This window comes from Gluconacetobacter dulcium, from assembly GCF_014174165.1.
GTDB classification, from domain to species: domain Bacteria; phylum Pseudomonadota; class Alphaproteobacteria; order Acetobacterales; family Acetobacteraceae; genus Gluconacetobacter; species Gluconacetobacter dulcium.
This window is the reverse complement of sequence record NZ_JABEQN010000027.1, coordinates 17,032-33,119: the sequence shown is the minus strand read 5'-3', so window position 1 is coordinate 33,119 and position 16,088 is coordinate 17,032. Positions and strand designations below refer to the sequence as shown.

Genomic DNA, 16,088 nt, shown 5'->3' with positions numbered 1-16,088 from the left:
CCGCCGACGGTCAGCGCCCGAACAGCCGCCCCAGCCCGTCCTCCAGGCCGATCGGCACCACGCCCAGATCCCGTGCCATCGGCCCCGTGTCGAACGCCTTGTCTTCCAGCAGGCGCCGGATTTCGGCGGTCCCCACCGGCGGCAGGCCCGGCAGCACGCGGGTCGCCCACGCGGCCGCCATCATCGCCGCGGCCGGCACCGGCAGCACGGGGCGCGGCCTCAGGCCCGCATGCCGCGCCACCATGGCGGCGAAATCCCGGTAGGAGAGGGCGGTCCCCCCCGCGATCACCAGCGCATGAGGCCCGTCCCATGCCCGGCCCAGCGCCGCCAGCATGCTGCGCGTCACGTCGTCCTGATGGATCGGCTGCACCAGCGCGTGCCCGCCGCCGGGCAGCGGCGTCACCGGCAACCGGCGCAGCAGCGCCGCCAGCCGGCGCACATTGTTCTCGCCCTGCGCGCCATAGATCATGGTGGGGTGCAGGATAACCCCGTCGCGGCCCGATGCCATCAGCGCCGCCTCGCCGGCCAGCACGCCGTTGCCGTGCGCGTCGGGCCAGCGGGTGAATTTGCGGGTGCTGCCCAGACACACCAGCGCGGCCCCTTCGGGCATCGCCGCCAGCAGGGCGGGCACATGCCGCGCATGCGCGGTGCTGGCCACCCGTGCCGCGCCCGCCAGCGCCCGGCGCAGCCCGTCCGCCGGCCCCGTCAGGTCCGCGATCACGGGTTCGCCCGGCAGGCCGGTCGCCCGCCAGCGGGCGGCATCGCGCACTACGGGGACAAAGGGCGTTCCCTGCTCCAGCAGCGCCCGGCACAGGGCCACCCCCGACCGGCCGGAGGCACCGATCACATGCACAGGCCCGCCGGGGAGCGGGGGAGGGCTCACGGGAGGCTGATCGACAGGCCCAGCATGCCCGCCGTGGCGGGGTCGCCGGCCATCGACAGCGCCACGCCCAGCATCAGCACGCTGATCGGCCGGGGCGGCCGCAGCATCACGCGCAGCCGCTGGTCCGGCCGGGCCAGGAAATGGCCCAGCGCCTGCATCGAGGGGTCGGGCGTCTCCGCCAGCGCGGTCTGGATCTGCTGGCGGTAGGCATCGGGCGCCACCTGCCGGGCGCGGGCCAGCCCGTCCAGCACATGGTCGGCCAGCGAATGGTCCTGCCAGTCGATGGTGGCGGAGACGATCCGCGCGGTCTCGGGCAGGTTGGCCAGGTCATCGACCGGTATCTGGTCCAGATCGGCCAGGATGGTCATATGGCCCATGTCCGGGGCGTCGATATCCAGCGGATGCAGGGTCATGGTTCCGCTCTGGCGCTGAAGGGTGCTGACGGCATGGATGCGGCCGGCGAAATGGTCGTAGCCGATCATCCGCAGCAGCGACTGGTCCTGCGGCGGGCTGGGCCAGGCGGTCAGGTCGGTGATGGTGGTCTCAAGCTCGTCCTGGCTGGTGGTGGCTTCCTGCTCGGCTTCCAGATGCCCCACGCGCAGCAGCGGGCTGGCGGTATCGATGGTCAGGGCCGAGATGTCAAACCGGCGACGGCCGACCGTATGGATCAGGTGCCCCGATTGCAGCAGGCTGGCGAGCTGGCCGGCAAAATCCGGCCCGTCGATGCGCAGATGGCCGATGCCGATGCGGCGCGACGGCGCCAGGCGGATCTGCACGGCAAGCGTCTCGATATCCAGGTGCGAGGTCCGGCCCAGCCCGTAATCGCGGAGGGTGGCATTGGCGATCGTCAGGTCGGTCTGCCCGCCCGGCACCGCCACATGCAGGTCCTTCACCTGCGCCGAATCCAGCACCATCGAGTCCAGGCGCGGCGGGGTGGGGGTGCGGAACAGGTCCGGCCCGCTATTGGGCAGCACCAGCCCCTTCAGCACCAGCGACGCGATCGAGGCCGTGGCCCCCGGTTCCATGATCTGGACGTTGCGCAGCGTCAGCGCGCCGATATGCTGGCCATCGACCGCGTTTCCGGTCACGCGGCCCACGATGGCCTCGGAGGCCGTCAGGGTCAGTCCGGGGTTGCGATACGTCACCGCCGTCAGCCGCGCGCCACGGGCGAGAATGCGCGGCGAGGCGGTGGCATAGGTAAAGCTGGCGCCGGAGCCGATCGCCGTCCGCAGGTCGGCAATGGCGGATTCCATTCGGCTCTGGGCGAGATGCCGCAGGCCCAGCCCTCCCACGATCACGATGATCAGTAGCAGAACAAGGGCGGAAGTCAGTTTTTTCACGTATGGGGCACCCGTCTATGGCCGGTATGACAGCTATAACATTCCCATGCGGATGGGCAATCTCCCGATGGAGCCCAGGATGTGGTATGGGGATACCGCATCGCTAGTTGCCCGAAAAATCGGCGCAAAACCCGTTTTTGTCTTGACGGAGTGGCCGCGTGCGCGGATAACGCGCCACCCGTTACCGCTCCCTATCCATCAGACGGAACACAAACAGATGAAGACCACCCTCTCGCTGAAGCCCGCAGAGGTGACGCGAGACTGGATCCTGATCGACGCCGAAGGCCTCGTTCTGGGACGTCTCGCCGCCATCATCGCGCAGCGCCTGCGCGGCAAGCACAAGCCGCAGTTCACTCCGCATGTCGATTGCGGCGACAACATCGTCGTGATCAACGCCGAGAAGATCAGCCTCACCGGCAACAAGGTCGGCCAGAAGCTGTTCCATTACCACACGGGCTATCCGGGCGGCATCAAGCAGCGCACGATCACCCAGCGGCTGGAGGGCAAGAACCCCGGCCATGTGGTCAAGAAGGCGGTCGAGCGCATGATCACCCGCGGCCCGCTACAGCGCGCGCAGATGAAGCACCTGTATGTCTATGCGGGTACCGAGCATCCGCACGCCGGCCAGCAGCCCACGACGCTCGACGTCGCGGCGCTGAACCGCAAGAACACCATCAACACCCAGAAGGTCGGGGCCTGATAGAATGTCTGAAACCCAAGAGCGTACAGGCACGCTGGCCGACCTGAAGGATGCCGTCGCAACCGGCCAGGTCGTCTCCACGCAGGATGCCCCGGTCTACGAAGCCAAGCGCGACGCGCAGGGCCGTTCCTACGCCACCGGCCGCCGCAAGGACGCGGTTGCCCGCGTCTGGATCAAGCCGGGCAAGGGCGACATCACGGTCAACGGCCGTCCGGTGGGCACCTACTTCGCCCGTCCGGTGCTGCGGATGCTGATCACCCAGCCGTTTCTGGTGGCCGACCGCTACAACCAGTTCGACGTTTACTGCACGGTCACGGGCGGCGGTCTGTCCGGCCAGGCCGGCGCGGTCCGTCACGGCATCAGCCGCGCGCTGACGCATTACGAGCCCACGCTGCGCGGCATCCTGAAGGCCGCCGGCTTCCTGACCCGCGACTCGCGCGTCGTCGAGCGCAAGAAGTACGGCCGCGCCAAGGCCCGCCGTTCCTTCCAGTTCAGCAAGCGCTGATTGCTCCATCCGGCCAGGGCGCGCACAGCGCCCGGCCGGCGCGGACATCAAACGGGGGATATCCGGCCCATGCGGCCGGGTATCCCCCGTTTTTTTTGGCGATCGCGCCGGCGCCCGCGCAGCATCCTGTCTCTCGCATCCCGGCTCCACGCGCCTTTCGCTGGACGTCGCGCGCCATGTGGCCATGATGTTTCATCACCGCCCCGTCGCATGATCCGATCCGCGAGACCGCCAATGCACCGCCCTGCCGGCCACAGTCCGGCGCCGACATGATGTGGTGCCTCCCAGGCGTCTTCCGGTCGCTGCGCATCGTCAATTACCGCATCTGGGCCGCCGGCGCCTTCGTCTCCAATATCGGCACCTGGGTCCAGCACACGGCGCAGGACTGGCTGGTGCTGACCGAACTGACGCACCACGACGCCTCGGCGGTCGGTCTGGTCATGGCCCTGCAATTCGGGCCGCAGATGCTCCTGCTGCCCTGGACGGGCTTCGCCGCCGACCATTTCAACCAGCGCCGCCTGCTCATGGTCACCCAGGCGGCGATGGGCGTCCTCGCCCTGGCGCTGGGCGCGCTGACGGTCGCGGGCATCGTCCGGCTCTGGCACGTCTATGTCTTCGCCTTCCTGTTCGGCTGCGTCGCCGCGTTCGATGCCCCGGTCCGCCAGACCTTCGTGGCCGAACTGGTGGGCGAGCGCGACCTGCACAACGCGGTGGCGCTCAACTCCACCTCGTTCAACGCCGCCCGCCTGATCGGCCCGGCCGTCTCGGGGCTGGTGATCGCGGCCATCGGCACCGGCTGGTCCTTCCTCATCAACGGGGTCTCCTTCGTGGGCGTCCTCCTCTCGCTGGCCACGCTGCGCGTCGCCGCCCTGCGCCCGAGCGCCCGCGTCCACCGCCGCAAGGGCAATTTCACCGAGGGGTTCCGCTATGCGTGGGGCCGCCCCGATCTCCGGGCGATCCTGATCATGCTGTTCCTGATCGGCACATTCGGCCTCAACTTCCCCATCTTCATCTCCACCATGGCCGTCAGCGTCTTTCATGTCGGGGCGCGGGGTTACGGCATCCTGTCCTCCATCATGGCGCTGGGCTCGATGGCGGGCGCCTTTTTCGGCGCCGCCCGCATGGCGCCGCGTTTCGAATCCCTGCTGACGGGCGCATTCGTTTTCGGCCTCGGCTGCGCGCTGGCCGCCCTCGCGCCGGGCTACTGGCTCTTCGCCGCCGCGCTCGTCGTCATCGGCGTCGCGGCCCTCACCGTCACCAACACGACCAACAGCCTGGTGCAGCTTTCCACCCCGCCCGAAATGCGCGGCCGGGTCATGGCCCTGCGCGTCGGCGTGGCCCTCGGCGGCACGCCGATCGGCGCCCCCATCGTCGGCTGGGTCGCCGACAGTTTCGGCCCGCGCTGGGCGCTGGGCGTCGGCGCGGCCGCCGGACTGGCCTCCGCGCTCGTCGCCCTGCTGGCCCTGTCGCGGCGGGACGCAGGCAACCCGCCCTGAACCCGTGCATGGAAGAAGCGGGCGCCCACGCGTGCCGAACGCCCCGCCTCATCCTGGCAGAGCGGCCACACCGCGTGATACGCACCTCTCGCACATCGTCCCGCGCGGCAGGCGGATTCTCTCTCGCCGGGGCGCGTGCGCGAACAGAGGGATGGAAATCGTGGCGTCATGAAACGCACGGCTGATCTTCCGCATCATCCGCCGCCCGTCGTGGGTTTCGCGGATCACTATGTCGGCGGGTTCGTGGACGGGTTCCATACCCATGACCGTGGCCAGCTCTCCGTGTTTCTGGCCGGCACGGTGACGGTCGGCACCTGTCGCGGCAGCTTCACCCTCGGCCCCGGCCAGGGCCTGTGGCTCCCCGCCAACACGCTCCATCAGGCGACCTGCCGCACCGATCTGGCGTTCCAGGTCGTCTATGTCGATCCCGCTCTGACCGGCGCCGACCTGCCGCCCAGGATGTTCGACGTGTCCACCCTCATGCGCGGGCTGGTGGACGAGATCATTGCCATGAAATACGATTTCACGATGGACGATCGCATGTCGGCCATCGCCCGGCTCCTGGTCGATGAAATCGGGCGCGCCCCCCGGATCGCCGAACGCCTGCTTTTTCCACAGGACCACCGGCTGCGCCGCGTGTGCGAACTCATTACCGCCCAGCCGGGAGACTGCCGCGACATCGACCATTGGGCGCGCGAGGCCGGCATGGCGCGGCGCACCTTCACCCGCCTGTTTCACCTGGAAATGGGGATGGGGTTCGCGGCCTGGCGTCGCCGGGTGCGGGTGATCGAAGCCGCATCGCGCATCGCGGCGGGCCAGTCCATCGCGGAAGTCGCGTTCGATCTCGGCTATGAGAATGCCGGCAGTTTCAGCACGATGTTCCACAGAACCTTCGGCGTCGCCCCCAGTACGCTGCGGCCCGGCACGGGGCCGGCACCGCGCCCGTAACAGAACGGGCGCCCCGCCCACCGCGCACGGCCTTCCCCACCCTCCGCCACACGATCGCCCCCGACGCCATCGGTCCGATCATGCGCGCCGTCCCGCAAACCGCGATGTCGGCGATCAGGCCGAATGTACTGGCGTTCAGGCCAGCCGGAGGTTCGTCGCTTGATGGGACCTCCAAAGAGGGCTATCGGCGCAACTAAGTCTTATTCTTAATATCAACATCGATCACCGTCTTCCGCAGGAAGATATCGGGTCACGAAACAGGTCGGGTATGCAGCGCAGCAGGATTGTCTACACGGTTCTTTTTTCCCTTGTTCTGACCGACGCGGCCGCCGCCGCCGGGCAGCAGAAAAAGACCGACACGCCCCATAAGGTCGGAACGCCCCCCGCCGGCCAGACCGCCACCACCCAATCCAAGGCACATGCCCCGCAGGCGGAGCAGATCGAGGTCAGGGGACGCATGGCCTCGACCGTCGCCTCTTCCGCGACCAAGACCAATACGCCGCTGGTCGAGACGGCCCAGTCGGTCACCGTCATCACGCGCGACGAGATGGATGTGCGCGGCGTCCTGACGCTCAACCAGGCGGTGCGCTACGCCGCCGGCATCACCGCCGATACGCGCGGCGGGGAGGGCACGCGCTACGATCTGTTCGACCTGCGCGGCTTCACGGTGCCGACCTTCCTCGACGGGCTGAAAGTGCAGAGCAGCCCGACAGGTTTCGCGGTTGCCCAGACCGATACCTCCCGCCTGGATCGCGTCGAACTGCTCAAGGGCCCGGCCTCCGCGCTGTACGGCCAGTCCAGCCCCGGCGGCCTCACAGCACTGTCCAGCAAGCTGCCGACCGACCAGCGATCCTATGGCAGCGTGAACACGACCGGCGGCATGTTCGATCTCTATCGCGTCGATGCCGATGTCGGCGGCTTCGCGACGGACGACGGCCTGGTCCGCTACCGGCTATACGGAACGGTGAACGGGCAGCACACCCAACTCAGCAAGACGGGAAGCCGACGTTTCAGCATAAGCCCGTCCTTCACGTTCGGCGGCACCGGGCCGACCACCCTCACCCTGCTGGGCAATTACCAGTACGACCCCGAGAACGGCTCCTATGGCGGTGTCCCGCTGATCGGCTCCCTCAGGCGGGCATCCTACGGCTACCTGCCGCGAAATTTCTACGATGGTGATGTCCCTTCGGAAAAATTCAACCGCAGGCAGGGTTCGATCACCTATCTCTTCAACCATCGTTTCAATAACGACTGGAGCTTCAGCACCCGCGGACGCTACGACGATATCATGACCGAATATCGCAGCGTCTATGACAACGGCTATTACGACGACGGCGGCGACGGCACCACCGGTACCATGCTGTCCCGCTCCGCATACGGCACGCGGGAGCACGTGTACAACCTGGCATTCGACAGCCAGTTCAAGGGGCATGTCCGCACCGGGCCGCTGCGTCATACGCTGATGTTCGGGTTCGACTACATGCAGCAGAGAGCGAACGACAAGGAATCCGGCGGCGATGCGCCCGATCTGGATGTCCTGCATCCCGATTACCACATGGTCATCCCCCCGCTGACGCCGACTCAGAACTACGTCACGGAGTCCCACCAGATCGGTGCCTACGGCCAGGACGAGATCCGCTGGAACCGTCTGATCCTGACCGGCAGCCTCCGCAACGACTGGTACCGGTCCCATCAGGTCGAGTTTCTGTCCCAGTCCGATACGCGGCAGAATGCAAGCCAGATCACCTGGCGCGCGTCCGGCCTCTATCATTTCGATTTCGGCCTTGCGCCCTATATCAGCTACGCCACGTCCTTCCAGCCGCAGTCGGGCAGCGTCTCCAACGACGGCGGGGCCACGTTGCGCCAGGCGAACCCGTCCGTCGGAAAACAGCTCGAAGGGGGGCTGAAATATCAGCTTCCGGGCACGTCCCTCCTGCTCACCGCGGCGGGCTTTCATATCGAGCAGAGCAACGTCCTCGTCTCCGTCGCCAATACGGGCTACAATCTGCAAAGCGGGCTGGTCCATTCGGACGGGTTCGAGTTCGAGGCCCATGCCGATCCGTTCCGCAACCTCATGCTCACGGCGGCCATCAGCGTCCAGCGGGTGCATGACGATTCCACCGGCAAGCCGCTGATCCAGTCGGGCAAGGGCAATGCCTCGCTGTTCGCCTTCTACACGATGCCGTCAGGCCCGGCGAAAGGATTGGGTTTCGGCGGCGGCATGCGCTATTCGGCAAAAACCTATGGCGGACAAGCGACGTACGGCAGCGTATGGCTCCCGCAATATGCGCTGTTCGATGCGTCCATCAGCTACGATCTGTCGAACCTGTCCCGCGCGCTCCGGGGATGGAAGGTTTCGGCCAGCGTCCGCAACATCTTCGACCGGCATTATGTCGCCAACTGCTTCGCCTACGGCTACGCCGGCCAGTATTGCTATTATGGCGAGCGCCGCAACGCCCAGGCCAGCATAGGATATAGCTGGTAGACCTCCCTCGCCGCGCAAGGTTCTGAACGCCTGACCCGTCATGGGGCGGGCAACCGCCCAACGCGGAAACATCGCGCGACCGGTCAGGATTTCTCCCGTTCCAGCAGCCTCTCCTTGCGCGCGACCCCCCAGCGATACCCCGAAACCGTGCCGTCATGGCGGATCACGCGATGGCACGGTATGGCAACGGCCAGCGCATTGGCGCCACAGGCATTCGCCACCGCCCTTACCGAAGCGGGGGCGCCGATCCGACGCGCGATGTCGCGATAGGTCGCAATATTCCCGGCCGGAATCTCCCGCAGCGCATCCCACACGCGCTGCTGAAAGGCCGTGCCGCGAATATCGAGGGGCAGATCCAGCCCGATGGCAGGCGCTTCCACAAACCCGACCACCCGCGCCACCAGTGCTTCGTAATCCCGGTCGCCCCCGACAAGCTCGGCACGGGGAAAGCGATCCTGAAGATCGCGCACCAGCAGTTCCGGGTCATCCCCCAGCAGAATAGCCACGATCCCCCGTTCGCTGGAAGCCACGAGGATCGCCCCCAGCGCACACGCCCCCACGGCAAAGCGCAACCGCTCGGCGACCGCCCCCCGGCGCAGCGCGGTCGGCGTCATGCCCAGCATCCCGGCGGATTTTTCATAAAAGCGGCTGCTGGACCCATATCCGGCGGCATAGATCGCATCCGTCACACGCGGCGCGGCGGGCAGGGCCGCGCGCAGGCGCCCGCTCCGGCAGGCATCGGCATATCGGCGCGGCGAAAGCCCGGTGGCGCGGGTGAACACACGCTGGAAATGGCCGGGGCTCCACCCGACCGCGCGCGCCAGGGCGGCAAGGGTCGGGCGCCTGTCGCCGGCTTCGATCAGGCGGCACGCCTGCACGACGCGCGCATTCCGCCCGTCCGCGTCCGCCGCCGCATCGGGGTCGCAGCGCAGGCAGGGCCGCGCGCCTGTCGCCCGTGCGTCCGCGATGGTGTCATGAATCCGCACATTGTCCGGCCGGGCCATGCGCGAGGGGCAGGAGGGCCGGCAATAGACCCCCGTGGTGGTCACGGAATACCAGAACCACCCGTCGGCCCGCCGATCCCGATGCACGATCCCGCGCCAGCGCGGGTCCCGTTCGGTGGCGTTCCTGTCCGCGTCCGATCCCTCCATCTCCGCCTCCCGTCAATTGTGATTGACCCCGACACTATGTCCGTCGACGATGCCGCACACTCCGAACCGTGCGATCAAATCCCGATCATCACGCCGGTCTCGTCACCCGGCCGCCAGATGCGCCCGCCGAAAAAAGGGAAAGAAGCCGTTTTGTCGAAAGCCGATCATTCGTCCAGTCTTGCGCTGTTGTCCCTGGCTTGCGGTGCCTTCGCGATCGGGGTCACCGAATTCACGCCCATGGGGCTGCTGCCCGTCCTGGCCGAGGGCGTCCATGTCAGCGTGCCCAAGGCCGGCAGCCTGATCAGCGCCTACGCTTTCGGCGTCATGGGCGGCGCCCCCTTCGTCACCCTGCTGCTGGCCCGCTATCCGCGCAAATACGCGCTGATCGGGCTGATGGTCCTGTACGCCATCGGCAATCTCACATCGGCGGCCAGCGCCGACTACACGCAGTTGCTGCTCTCACGGGTGCTCACCAGCATGGCCCATGGCGCCTTCTTCGGCCTGGGCGCGGTCGAGGCCGCCAGCCTGGTCGCGCCCAACCGCCGGGCCAGCGCGCTGGCCAGCATGTTCATGGGCCTGACCGTCGCCAATATCTTCGGCGTCCCGGCCGCCACCTGGCTGGGCGATACGCTGGGCTGGCGCAGCGCGTTCGCCGTCATCTCGATGCTGGGCGTGGTCGCGGCGGCGGCCCTGTCGGTCGCCCTGCCGCTGGCCGAGGCCGGCCCAAGGCCCGACGCGGCGGCCGAACTCAAGGCCATCCTGCGCCCCAACGTGCTGATGGCACTGGGCGTCACGGTCATCGGCGCCGGCGCGATGTTCGAACTCTACACCTATATCGTGCCGATGCTGGAGCACATCACCAAGGCCGGCCCGGCGCTGACGACGGCGGCGCTGATGCTGATCGGCGTCGGCTTCAGCATTGGCAACGCCATCGGCGGCCGCGCGGCGGACCGCTCGCTGGCCGGTACGCTGCTGGTGTTCTTCCCCATCCTGGGCCTGATCATGCTGGCCTTCCCCTTCGCGGCGCAGACGCCGGCCGGCGCATTGGCCGGCGTCCTGCTCTGGGGCACCGCCAGCTTCTCGCTGATGCCGGCGTTGCAGATGCGCACCATGCAGGCCGCGCACGACGCGCCGGGCCTGGCCTCGTCGGTCAATATCGGCGCGTTCAACCTGGGCAACGCGCTGGGTGCCGCGCTGGGCGGCGCGGTCCTGTCCTTCGGGTTCGGCTACCCGATGGTCTCCGCCGCCGGCCTGGGGATCTGCCTGCTGGGCGTGGTGCTGGTCCTGCTGTCCCGCACCGGGCGGCTGTCACCGCAGGCCGAATAGCGCGGCCTTGCCGACAGGCCGCCACGTTGCTACGCATGGCGTGTCGGAAAAGGCAGATCTGGTCTGGTAAGCCCAGGTCCTTTCGGTAACGAAAGCTCTGGTCTTTGGCCTCGCGCACAAGACCCCCGCGACGAACAACGGATGCTCTCCCGGGCATCCAGTCGTTCGTCCGGCGCGGGGGCAGATGCCAGGAACGCTCCGGTCGAACATCGACAGTGGAGCCGTTCATGCCTGTAGAGTTTCCGAAATATCATGATGTAATCATCGTGGGCGCCGGCCCGGTCGGGCTGTTTCTCGCTGGCGAACTGTGCCTCGCGGGCTGTTCGGTCCTGATGCTGGAGCAGGCACAGACCCCGGCATCTCCCCTGAAGGACCTGCCGTTCGGACTGCGCGGCCTTTCGGTCGCGACCATGGAAACATGCGATCGCCGCGATCTGCTCGACCCACTCAAAAGCCGTGCCGCCGATCGCGACGTCACGGCCACGGCGCACTGGATGCGACCAGGCCGCCGCGCTGCCGGTCACTTCGCCGGCATCCCGTTCTTTCAGGATCAGATCGACAGCGCGACATGGCCCTATCGTCTGCCCGGCCCCATCGGCGGCATGGCGGCCGATATGGCGGGCATCGAAACCGTGCTGGCCGATCGTGCGCTCGCCATGGGCGCCGAAATCAGGCGCGGCTGTAAAGTCGAGGATCTTTCACAGTCCGAGACGAAAGTCAGCGTGCGCGCCAATGGTCGCACGTTCGAAGGTCTCTGGCTGGTCGGCTGCGACGGTGGCCGCAGCAGGGTGCGCAAGGCGGCCGGGATCGCCTTCACCGGAACGGAGCCGGAATTGACCGGCTATTCCGCCGAAATCGCATTGGCCGATCCGGCCAGCCTCAAACCCGGCCGCCACGCCACCCCCACGGGCCTGTACACCTACGCCCCGCCGGGCCTGGTCACGATGGCCGATTTCGATGCCGGCGCATGCCACCGGACGCAGCCGATCACCCGCGACCATATCCAGGCGGTCCTGCGCAAGGTCTCCGGCACCGATCTCGTGGTCACGGCACTGAAACGTGCCACCACGTGGACCGACCGCGCCTGTCAGGCGACCGACTACCGTCGGGGGCGCATCCTGCTGGCGGGCGACGCCGCCCATATCCATTCGCCGCTGGGCGGGCAGGGCCTCAATCTCGGGCTTGGCGACGCGATGAATCTCGGCTGGAAACTTGCCGCGACAATCCGCGGCCACGCGCCACCCCACCTGCTCGACAGCTATGCTGACGAGCGGCACCCTGTCGGTGCGCGGCTCCTCGACTGGTCACGGGCACAGGTCGCACTCATGCGCCCGAGCCGCGCGACACGCGCGCTCGAAGCCATCATCCGCGATCTGATCGAAACACGCGATGCCGCAACCTATTTTGCCGAGCGCGTATCGGGCATCGGGCTCCGCTATGATTGCGGCGGAACGCACCCGCTGGCCGGCCACAGCGCACCAGACTTCGCCCTGGCCGACGGAACAGGGCTGAACGACCATCTCCGCACCGGGCGCGGCCTGCTGCTGGATTTCGTCGCGCAACCATCGCTTCGCGCCCTTGCGGATCGCTGGGCCGGACGGGTCGATTATGTCGCGAGCGATGCAGAAGAGCACCTGGGGCTGCACGCGGTACTGGTAAGGCCCGACGGTTATATCGCCTGGGCCAGCGACCATGCCACCGATGACGAAGGGGCGTTTCAAGCCGCCCTGAGATGGTTTGGAAACCCTCGGAAAGAACGTTGATCTCCCAAAGGCGGATGCGTCGGGCATCCCCGGCAGAGGCGTTACCCTTGACCGATAAAAGGGTAACGCCCTTTGCAGAACCGATCCGTTCTCTTCCGGTCTTCATTACGATCGGCCGAACTTCCAACAGGACCGGCAGAATGCCGGTCCCACCCGGGCCATCGCGCACATACGCTGCGCAATAAAGGCTTTTTTTCTTCTCTCGCGTCAGAAAGTGAAGAAACCTACGACACAAACGCCAGCAGGTCCGCCTTCAGCCGCGCATCATGCGTCACCACAAACCCGTGCGGCGCGCCGTCGTAAACCGTCAGCGTCGCGTTCGCGATCATCTTCGCCGCCAGCGCCCCCGTGGCGTCCAGCGGCACCACCTGGTCGTCATCGCCGTGGATGACCAGCGTGGGCACGTCGATCGTCGCCATGTCCGGATGGAAATCCGTTTCGGAAAAGCTGGTGACGCAATCAAGGGTCGCCTTGAGCGACGCCTGAAGCGCGATCTGCAAGGTCTGCTCCAGCACGCCGTCTGAAACCGCCGCGCCGTGATTGACGCCATAGAAAACCGGTGAGAAATCCTTGAGAAACTGCGCGCGGTCCGCCCGCAACCCGGCGCGGATCCCGTCGAAGAGGCTCTTCTCCGGCCCCACCGGATGGCCCGCGGTTTTCATGAATTGCGGGGTGACGGCCCCCAGCAGCGCCAGCTTGCCCACCCGTTCGCTGCCATGGCGGGCGATGTAGCGGGTCACGTCGCCGCCGCCCATCGAAAACCCGACCAGCACCACGTCCCGCAGGTCCAGATGCCCGATCAGTTCGGCAATGTCGTCGGCCAGCCGGTCGTAATCATACCCCTGCCACGGCTGGTCGGAGCGCCCGAACCCCCGCCGGTCGAAGGCAATGGCGCGAAAGCCGTTTTCCGCCAGATGCAGCATCTGGCTGTCCCACATGTCGGCACTCAGCGGCCAGCCATGGCTGAACAGCACGGGCCGGCCCGTGCCCCAGTCCTTGTAATAGAGGCCGACACCATCGGAAGTCGTAAAGCGTGTCATGGTCCTGTTTCTTGTCCGGGCCGCGTTCGCGGCCACACGGGGGAGGGGAGTGGAGGCGTTGTCAGAGGGCCGGCACCCTGGCGGCCCGGCCCAGCCGCAGGGCAAACCGTCCCGGTCCGGCCACGGCCAGCGCGATCAGCCCGCCGGCAATGCCGATATTCTTGTAGAAATGGATCATCATGTCGTACCGGAGCATCCCCTCCATGGTCCAGAAATGATGGCCGATAAAACCGGTCACGACGGTGTAGGCGGCCAGCAGTAACGCCAGCGGTTCGACGAACACCCCCAGCACCAGCGCCACCCCGATGCCCAGTTCCACCCCCGTCGCGATCAGCGCCGACAGGGCAGGCAGGGGGGCGCCGGTCTGCGCCAGGTAAGCAACGGAGCCGGAATAATCCGACAGCTTGCCCCACCCCATGACGAGAAAGAGGGCCGAAAGGGCGATACGGGCGGCAAGCAGGGCGACATCGCGGGTAGCGGGCGTAATCATGTCAGGCAATCCTGTGGCGAAATCAGGGGAAAGCGGAAAATCCGAAGTTTCCGTCTGTCGACGTTGCAATCACGTTATGAGCAACTAGTCGATGATGAAATAGAAACAACGGAAATACATCGGTTCCGTTTTTTACCTCAAACGCCTTGTCCGCACGGTCCCTGGCTGTCGTGGAAAGGATCGTCCGTGTAGCCCCGCGCATCGCCGCCATAGAACGTCGCGCGGTCGGAGCGGTGGAGCGCCCAGTCATGGCGCAGGCGCTCCACCAGCTCGGGGTTGGCGATGAAACTGCGCCCGAACGCGATCAGGTCGGCATCGCCGGACGCAGCAGGAATACCCTACAGCCGTCCCTCCGCCGCGATTTCCTGCATGTCCAGGTCCTGTTCCATCTCCCGCAGCACATGGTCATGGAGCTGTCCCTGACGATACAGGGCCAGGATTTCGGCGCGCGCCGCACGAATGGCCGCCAGCACCGCCTCGTAATGCGCGATTTCCTCCGGCCGGTGGGCGGGCATGTCGTGGGCATAGTCGCGGGTCACGCGCAGGCGGTAGCGGTATTGTTCCAGCAGGCGCGGGTGGCGCTCGGTGCCGTCGGGCTGGCGTGACGCCTGCTCGACGGCCCGAAGCTGGGCCTCGGCCATCCGCACCCAGGCGACGTTCTCGTTGGTCTGGATGTGCGCCGCGTCGTCGTCGGTCACGTTCAGGGCACGGACCAGCGGTTCCAGCGTAATGCCCTGCAACAACACCGTGACCAGGATCGCGGCAAAGGCGCAGCACAGCGCCAGGTCACGGCCCGGCAGGCTCTCGGGCAGGGAAAGGGCGGCCGCCAGCGTCACCACCCCGCGCATGCCCGACCAGCCCATGATGATCGTCTCGGGCAGGGAGGGGGCGGCGAAATGGCGCGGCCACCAGCGGCGCAGCACCGCCCGCACCGCATCGGCACCAAACAGCCACACGAAGCGCGAGACGATCATGGTTCCCAGAATGGCGGCGATCGGAATCACCAGATGGTGCAGCAGGTCCGTCGTCCCTTCCAGCCGGTGCAGCACCCCGCGCAGCGACAGGCCGATCAGGATGAACAGCACCGATTGCAGCAGAAAGACCATCACCTTCCAGAAGGCCAGACCGCGCACGCGCGTGCTGGCGCTGAAATCGGCATGCTGGTTCCATCCCAGGATCAACCCGGTGGTCACGGTGGCCAGCACGCCGGAGACATGCAGCCGGTCGGCCCCGATATAGGACGCCGCCGCCAGCAGCACGGTCGCGGTAATCACCAGGTCGCTGTCGCGCAGCCGGCGGATCAGCCACAGCCCGCCCCACCCCAGCACCGCCCCGATCGCCACCCCGCCGACCGAGACGAGGCAGAACGCCCCAACCGCCGCCATCGGGTCGAACAGCCCGGTCAGCGCCGCCGCCAGCGCGAAGCGGAACAGCACCAGCCCCGTGGCGTCGTTCAGCAGGCTCTCCCCCAGCAGCAGCGATGTCAGGCGTCCCGGCAGGCTCAGCCGCTCCATCGCGGCCTCGGCGGCCACGGCATCGGGCGGCGAGACGATGGCCCCCAGCGTGAAGCACACCGCCCAGGGCAGCGACGGCACGGCCAGCCGGGCCACGACGCCCACGGCCAGCGTGGTGAATAGCGTCGTGCCCACCGCCAGCGCCAGAATGCCACGCAGGTTGCGGCGAAATTCGTGCCAGGCCGTGAACCACGCACTGCTCATCAGCAGCGGCGGCAGGAACACGACCATGACCAGGTCGGGGTCCAGCGTCAGTTCCGGCGTCTCCGGCAGCAGGGCCAGCCCGGTGCCCCCCAGGATGAAGGCCGCCGCCGGCGGCAGTGCCAGCCGCCGCGCCAGCCGCTCCAACGCCAGAATCACCAGCAGCAGGAACAGGAAATACTCGTAGCGGGCGACATCGGACATGGAAGGGATCCGCGAAGAGGGCATGGAGACGGGATGCAGCTA

Annotated in this window: 13 protein-coding genes; 7 read left to right on the top strand and 6 right to left on the bottom strand. The window is 67.2% G+C overall.

Going from position 1 to position 16,088, the window contains the following annotated elements; all coding sequences use genetic code 11:
* Positions 1 to 10: 10 nt before the first annotated feature.
* Together HLH25_RS17295 and HLH25_RS17290 are read right to left on the bottom strand one after the other, a co-directional pair.
* A complete protein-coding gene (locus HLH25_RS17295; RefSeq protein ID WP_182975256.1) occupies positions 11 to 883 on the bottom strand; it encodes an SDR family oxidoreductase in 873 nt (290 codons plus the stop codon).
* On the bottom strand, positions 880 to 2,223 hold the full coding sequence (locus tag HLH25_RS17290; RefSeq protein ID WP_182975255.1) for a hypothetical protein: 1,344 nt from the start codon (positions 2,221 to 2,223) through the stop codon (positions 880 to 882). The genes HLH25_RS17295 and HLH25_RS17290 overlap by 4 nt, the downstream gene beginning before the upstream one ends.
* A 217-nt stretch (positions 2,224 to 2,440) precedes the next feature.
* Here HLH25_RS17290 and rplM point away from each other — a divergent pair, with 217 nt between their 5' ends.
* The 5 genes from rplM (at position 2,441) to HLH25_RS17265 (ending at position 8,357) form a co-directional block, all read left to right on the top strand.
* Positions 2,441 to 2,923: a 50S ribosomal protein L13 gene (rplM, locus tag HLH25_RS17285; RefSeq protein ID WP_114725670.1), complete on the top strand. Its 483-nt coding sequence runs from the start codon at positions 2,441 to 2,443 to the stop codon at positions 2,921 to 2,923.
* Positions 2,924 to 2,927: 4 nt separating this feature from the next.
* Positions 2,928 to 3,428: a 30S ribosomal protein S9 gene (gene rpsI / locus HLH25_RS17280; RefSeq protein WP_114725672.1), complete on the top strand. Its 501-nt coding sequence runs from the start codon at positions 2,928 to 2,930 to the stop codon at positions 3,426 to 3,428.
* Positions 3,429 to 3,697: 269 nt separating this feature from the next.
* On the top strand, positions 3,698 to 4,924 hold the full coding sequence (locus HLH25_RS17275; RefSeq protein ID WP_182975254.1) for an MFS transporter: 1,227 nt from the start codon (positions 3,698 to 3,700) through the stop codon (positions 4,922 to 4,924).
* Between the two features lie 168 nt (positions 4,925 to 5,092).
* Positions 5,093 to 5,872 (top strand): AraC family transcriptional regulator, encoded by a 780-nt coding sequence (locus HLH25_RS17270; RefSeq protein WP_182975253.1) that lies wholly within the window; start codon positions 5,093 to 5,095, stop codon positions 5,870 to 5,872.
* A gap of 268 nt (positions 5,873 to 6,140) precedes the next feature.
* Positions 6,141 to 8,357, top strand: coding sequence for a TonB-dependent siderophore receptor (locus HLH25_RS17265; RefSeq protein WP_182975252.1), 2,217 nt, complete (start codon positions 6,141 to 6,143; stop codon positions 8,355 to 8,357).
* Positions 8,358 to 8,440: 83 nt separating this feature from the next.
* Here HLH25_RS17265 and ada read toward each other — a convergent pair whose 3' ends face one another.
* Positions 8,441 to 9,508, bottom strand: a complete 1,068-nt coding sequence (ada, locus tag HLH25_RS17260; RefSeq protein WP_182975251.1) for a bifunctional DNA-binding transcriptional regulator/O6-methylguanine-DNA methyltransferase Ada — start codon at positions 9,506 to 9,508, stop codon at positions 8,441 to 8,443.
* A gap of 150 nt (positions 9,509 to 9,658) precedes the next feature.
* On the opposite strand from ada, the gene HLH25_RS17255 reads away from it, so the two are divergent.
* Both HLH25_RS17255 and HLH25_RS17250 read left to right on the top strand, forming a co-directional pair.
* Positions 9,659 to 10,834, top strand: coding sequence for an MFS transporter (locus HLH25_RS17255; protein ID WP_182975250.1), 1,176 nt, complete (start codon positions 9,659 to 9,661; stop codon positions 10,832 to 10,834).
* A 227-nt stretch (positions 10,835 to 11,061) separates the two neighbouring features.
* The gene (locus HLH25_RS17250) at positions 11,062 to 12,597 is read left to right on the top strand and encodes an FAD-dependent monooxygenase (protein WP_182975249.1); all 1,536 of its coding nucleotides are present in this window, start codon (positions 11,062 to 11,064) and stop codon (positions 12,595 to 12,597) included.
* Between the two features lie 224 nt (positions 12,598 to 12,821).
* Here HLH25_RS17250 and HLH25_RS17245 read toward each other — a convergent pair whose 3' ends face one another.
* The 3 genes from HLH25_RS17245 to HLH25_RS17230 form a co-directional block, all read right to left on the bottom strand.
* Entirely contained in the window at positions 12,822 to 13,637 is an 816-nt protein-coding gene (locus tag HLH25_RS17245; RefSeq protein WP_182975248.1) for an alpha/beta fold hydrolase, read from the bottom strand.
* A 61-nt stretch (positions 13,638 to 13,698) separates the two neighbouring features.
* The gene (locus HLH25_RS17240) at positions 13,699 to 14,127 is read right to left on the bottom strand and encodes a DoxX family protein (protein WP_182975247.1); all 429 of its coding nucleotides are present in this window, start codon (positions 14,125 to 14,127) and stop codon (positions 13,699 to 13,701) included.
* Between the two features lie 338 nt (positions 14,128 to 14,465).
* Complete coding sequence (locus HLH25_RS17230; protein ID WP_182975246.1) at positions 14,466 to 16,046, bottom strand: Na+/H+ antiporter; 1,581 nt, start codon at positions 16,044 to 16,046, stop codon at positions 14,466 to 14,468.
* Between the last annotated feature and the right edge of the window lie 42 nt (positions 16,047 to 16,088).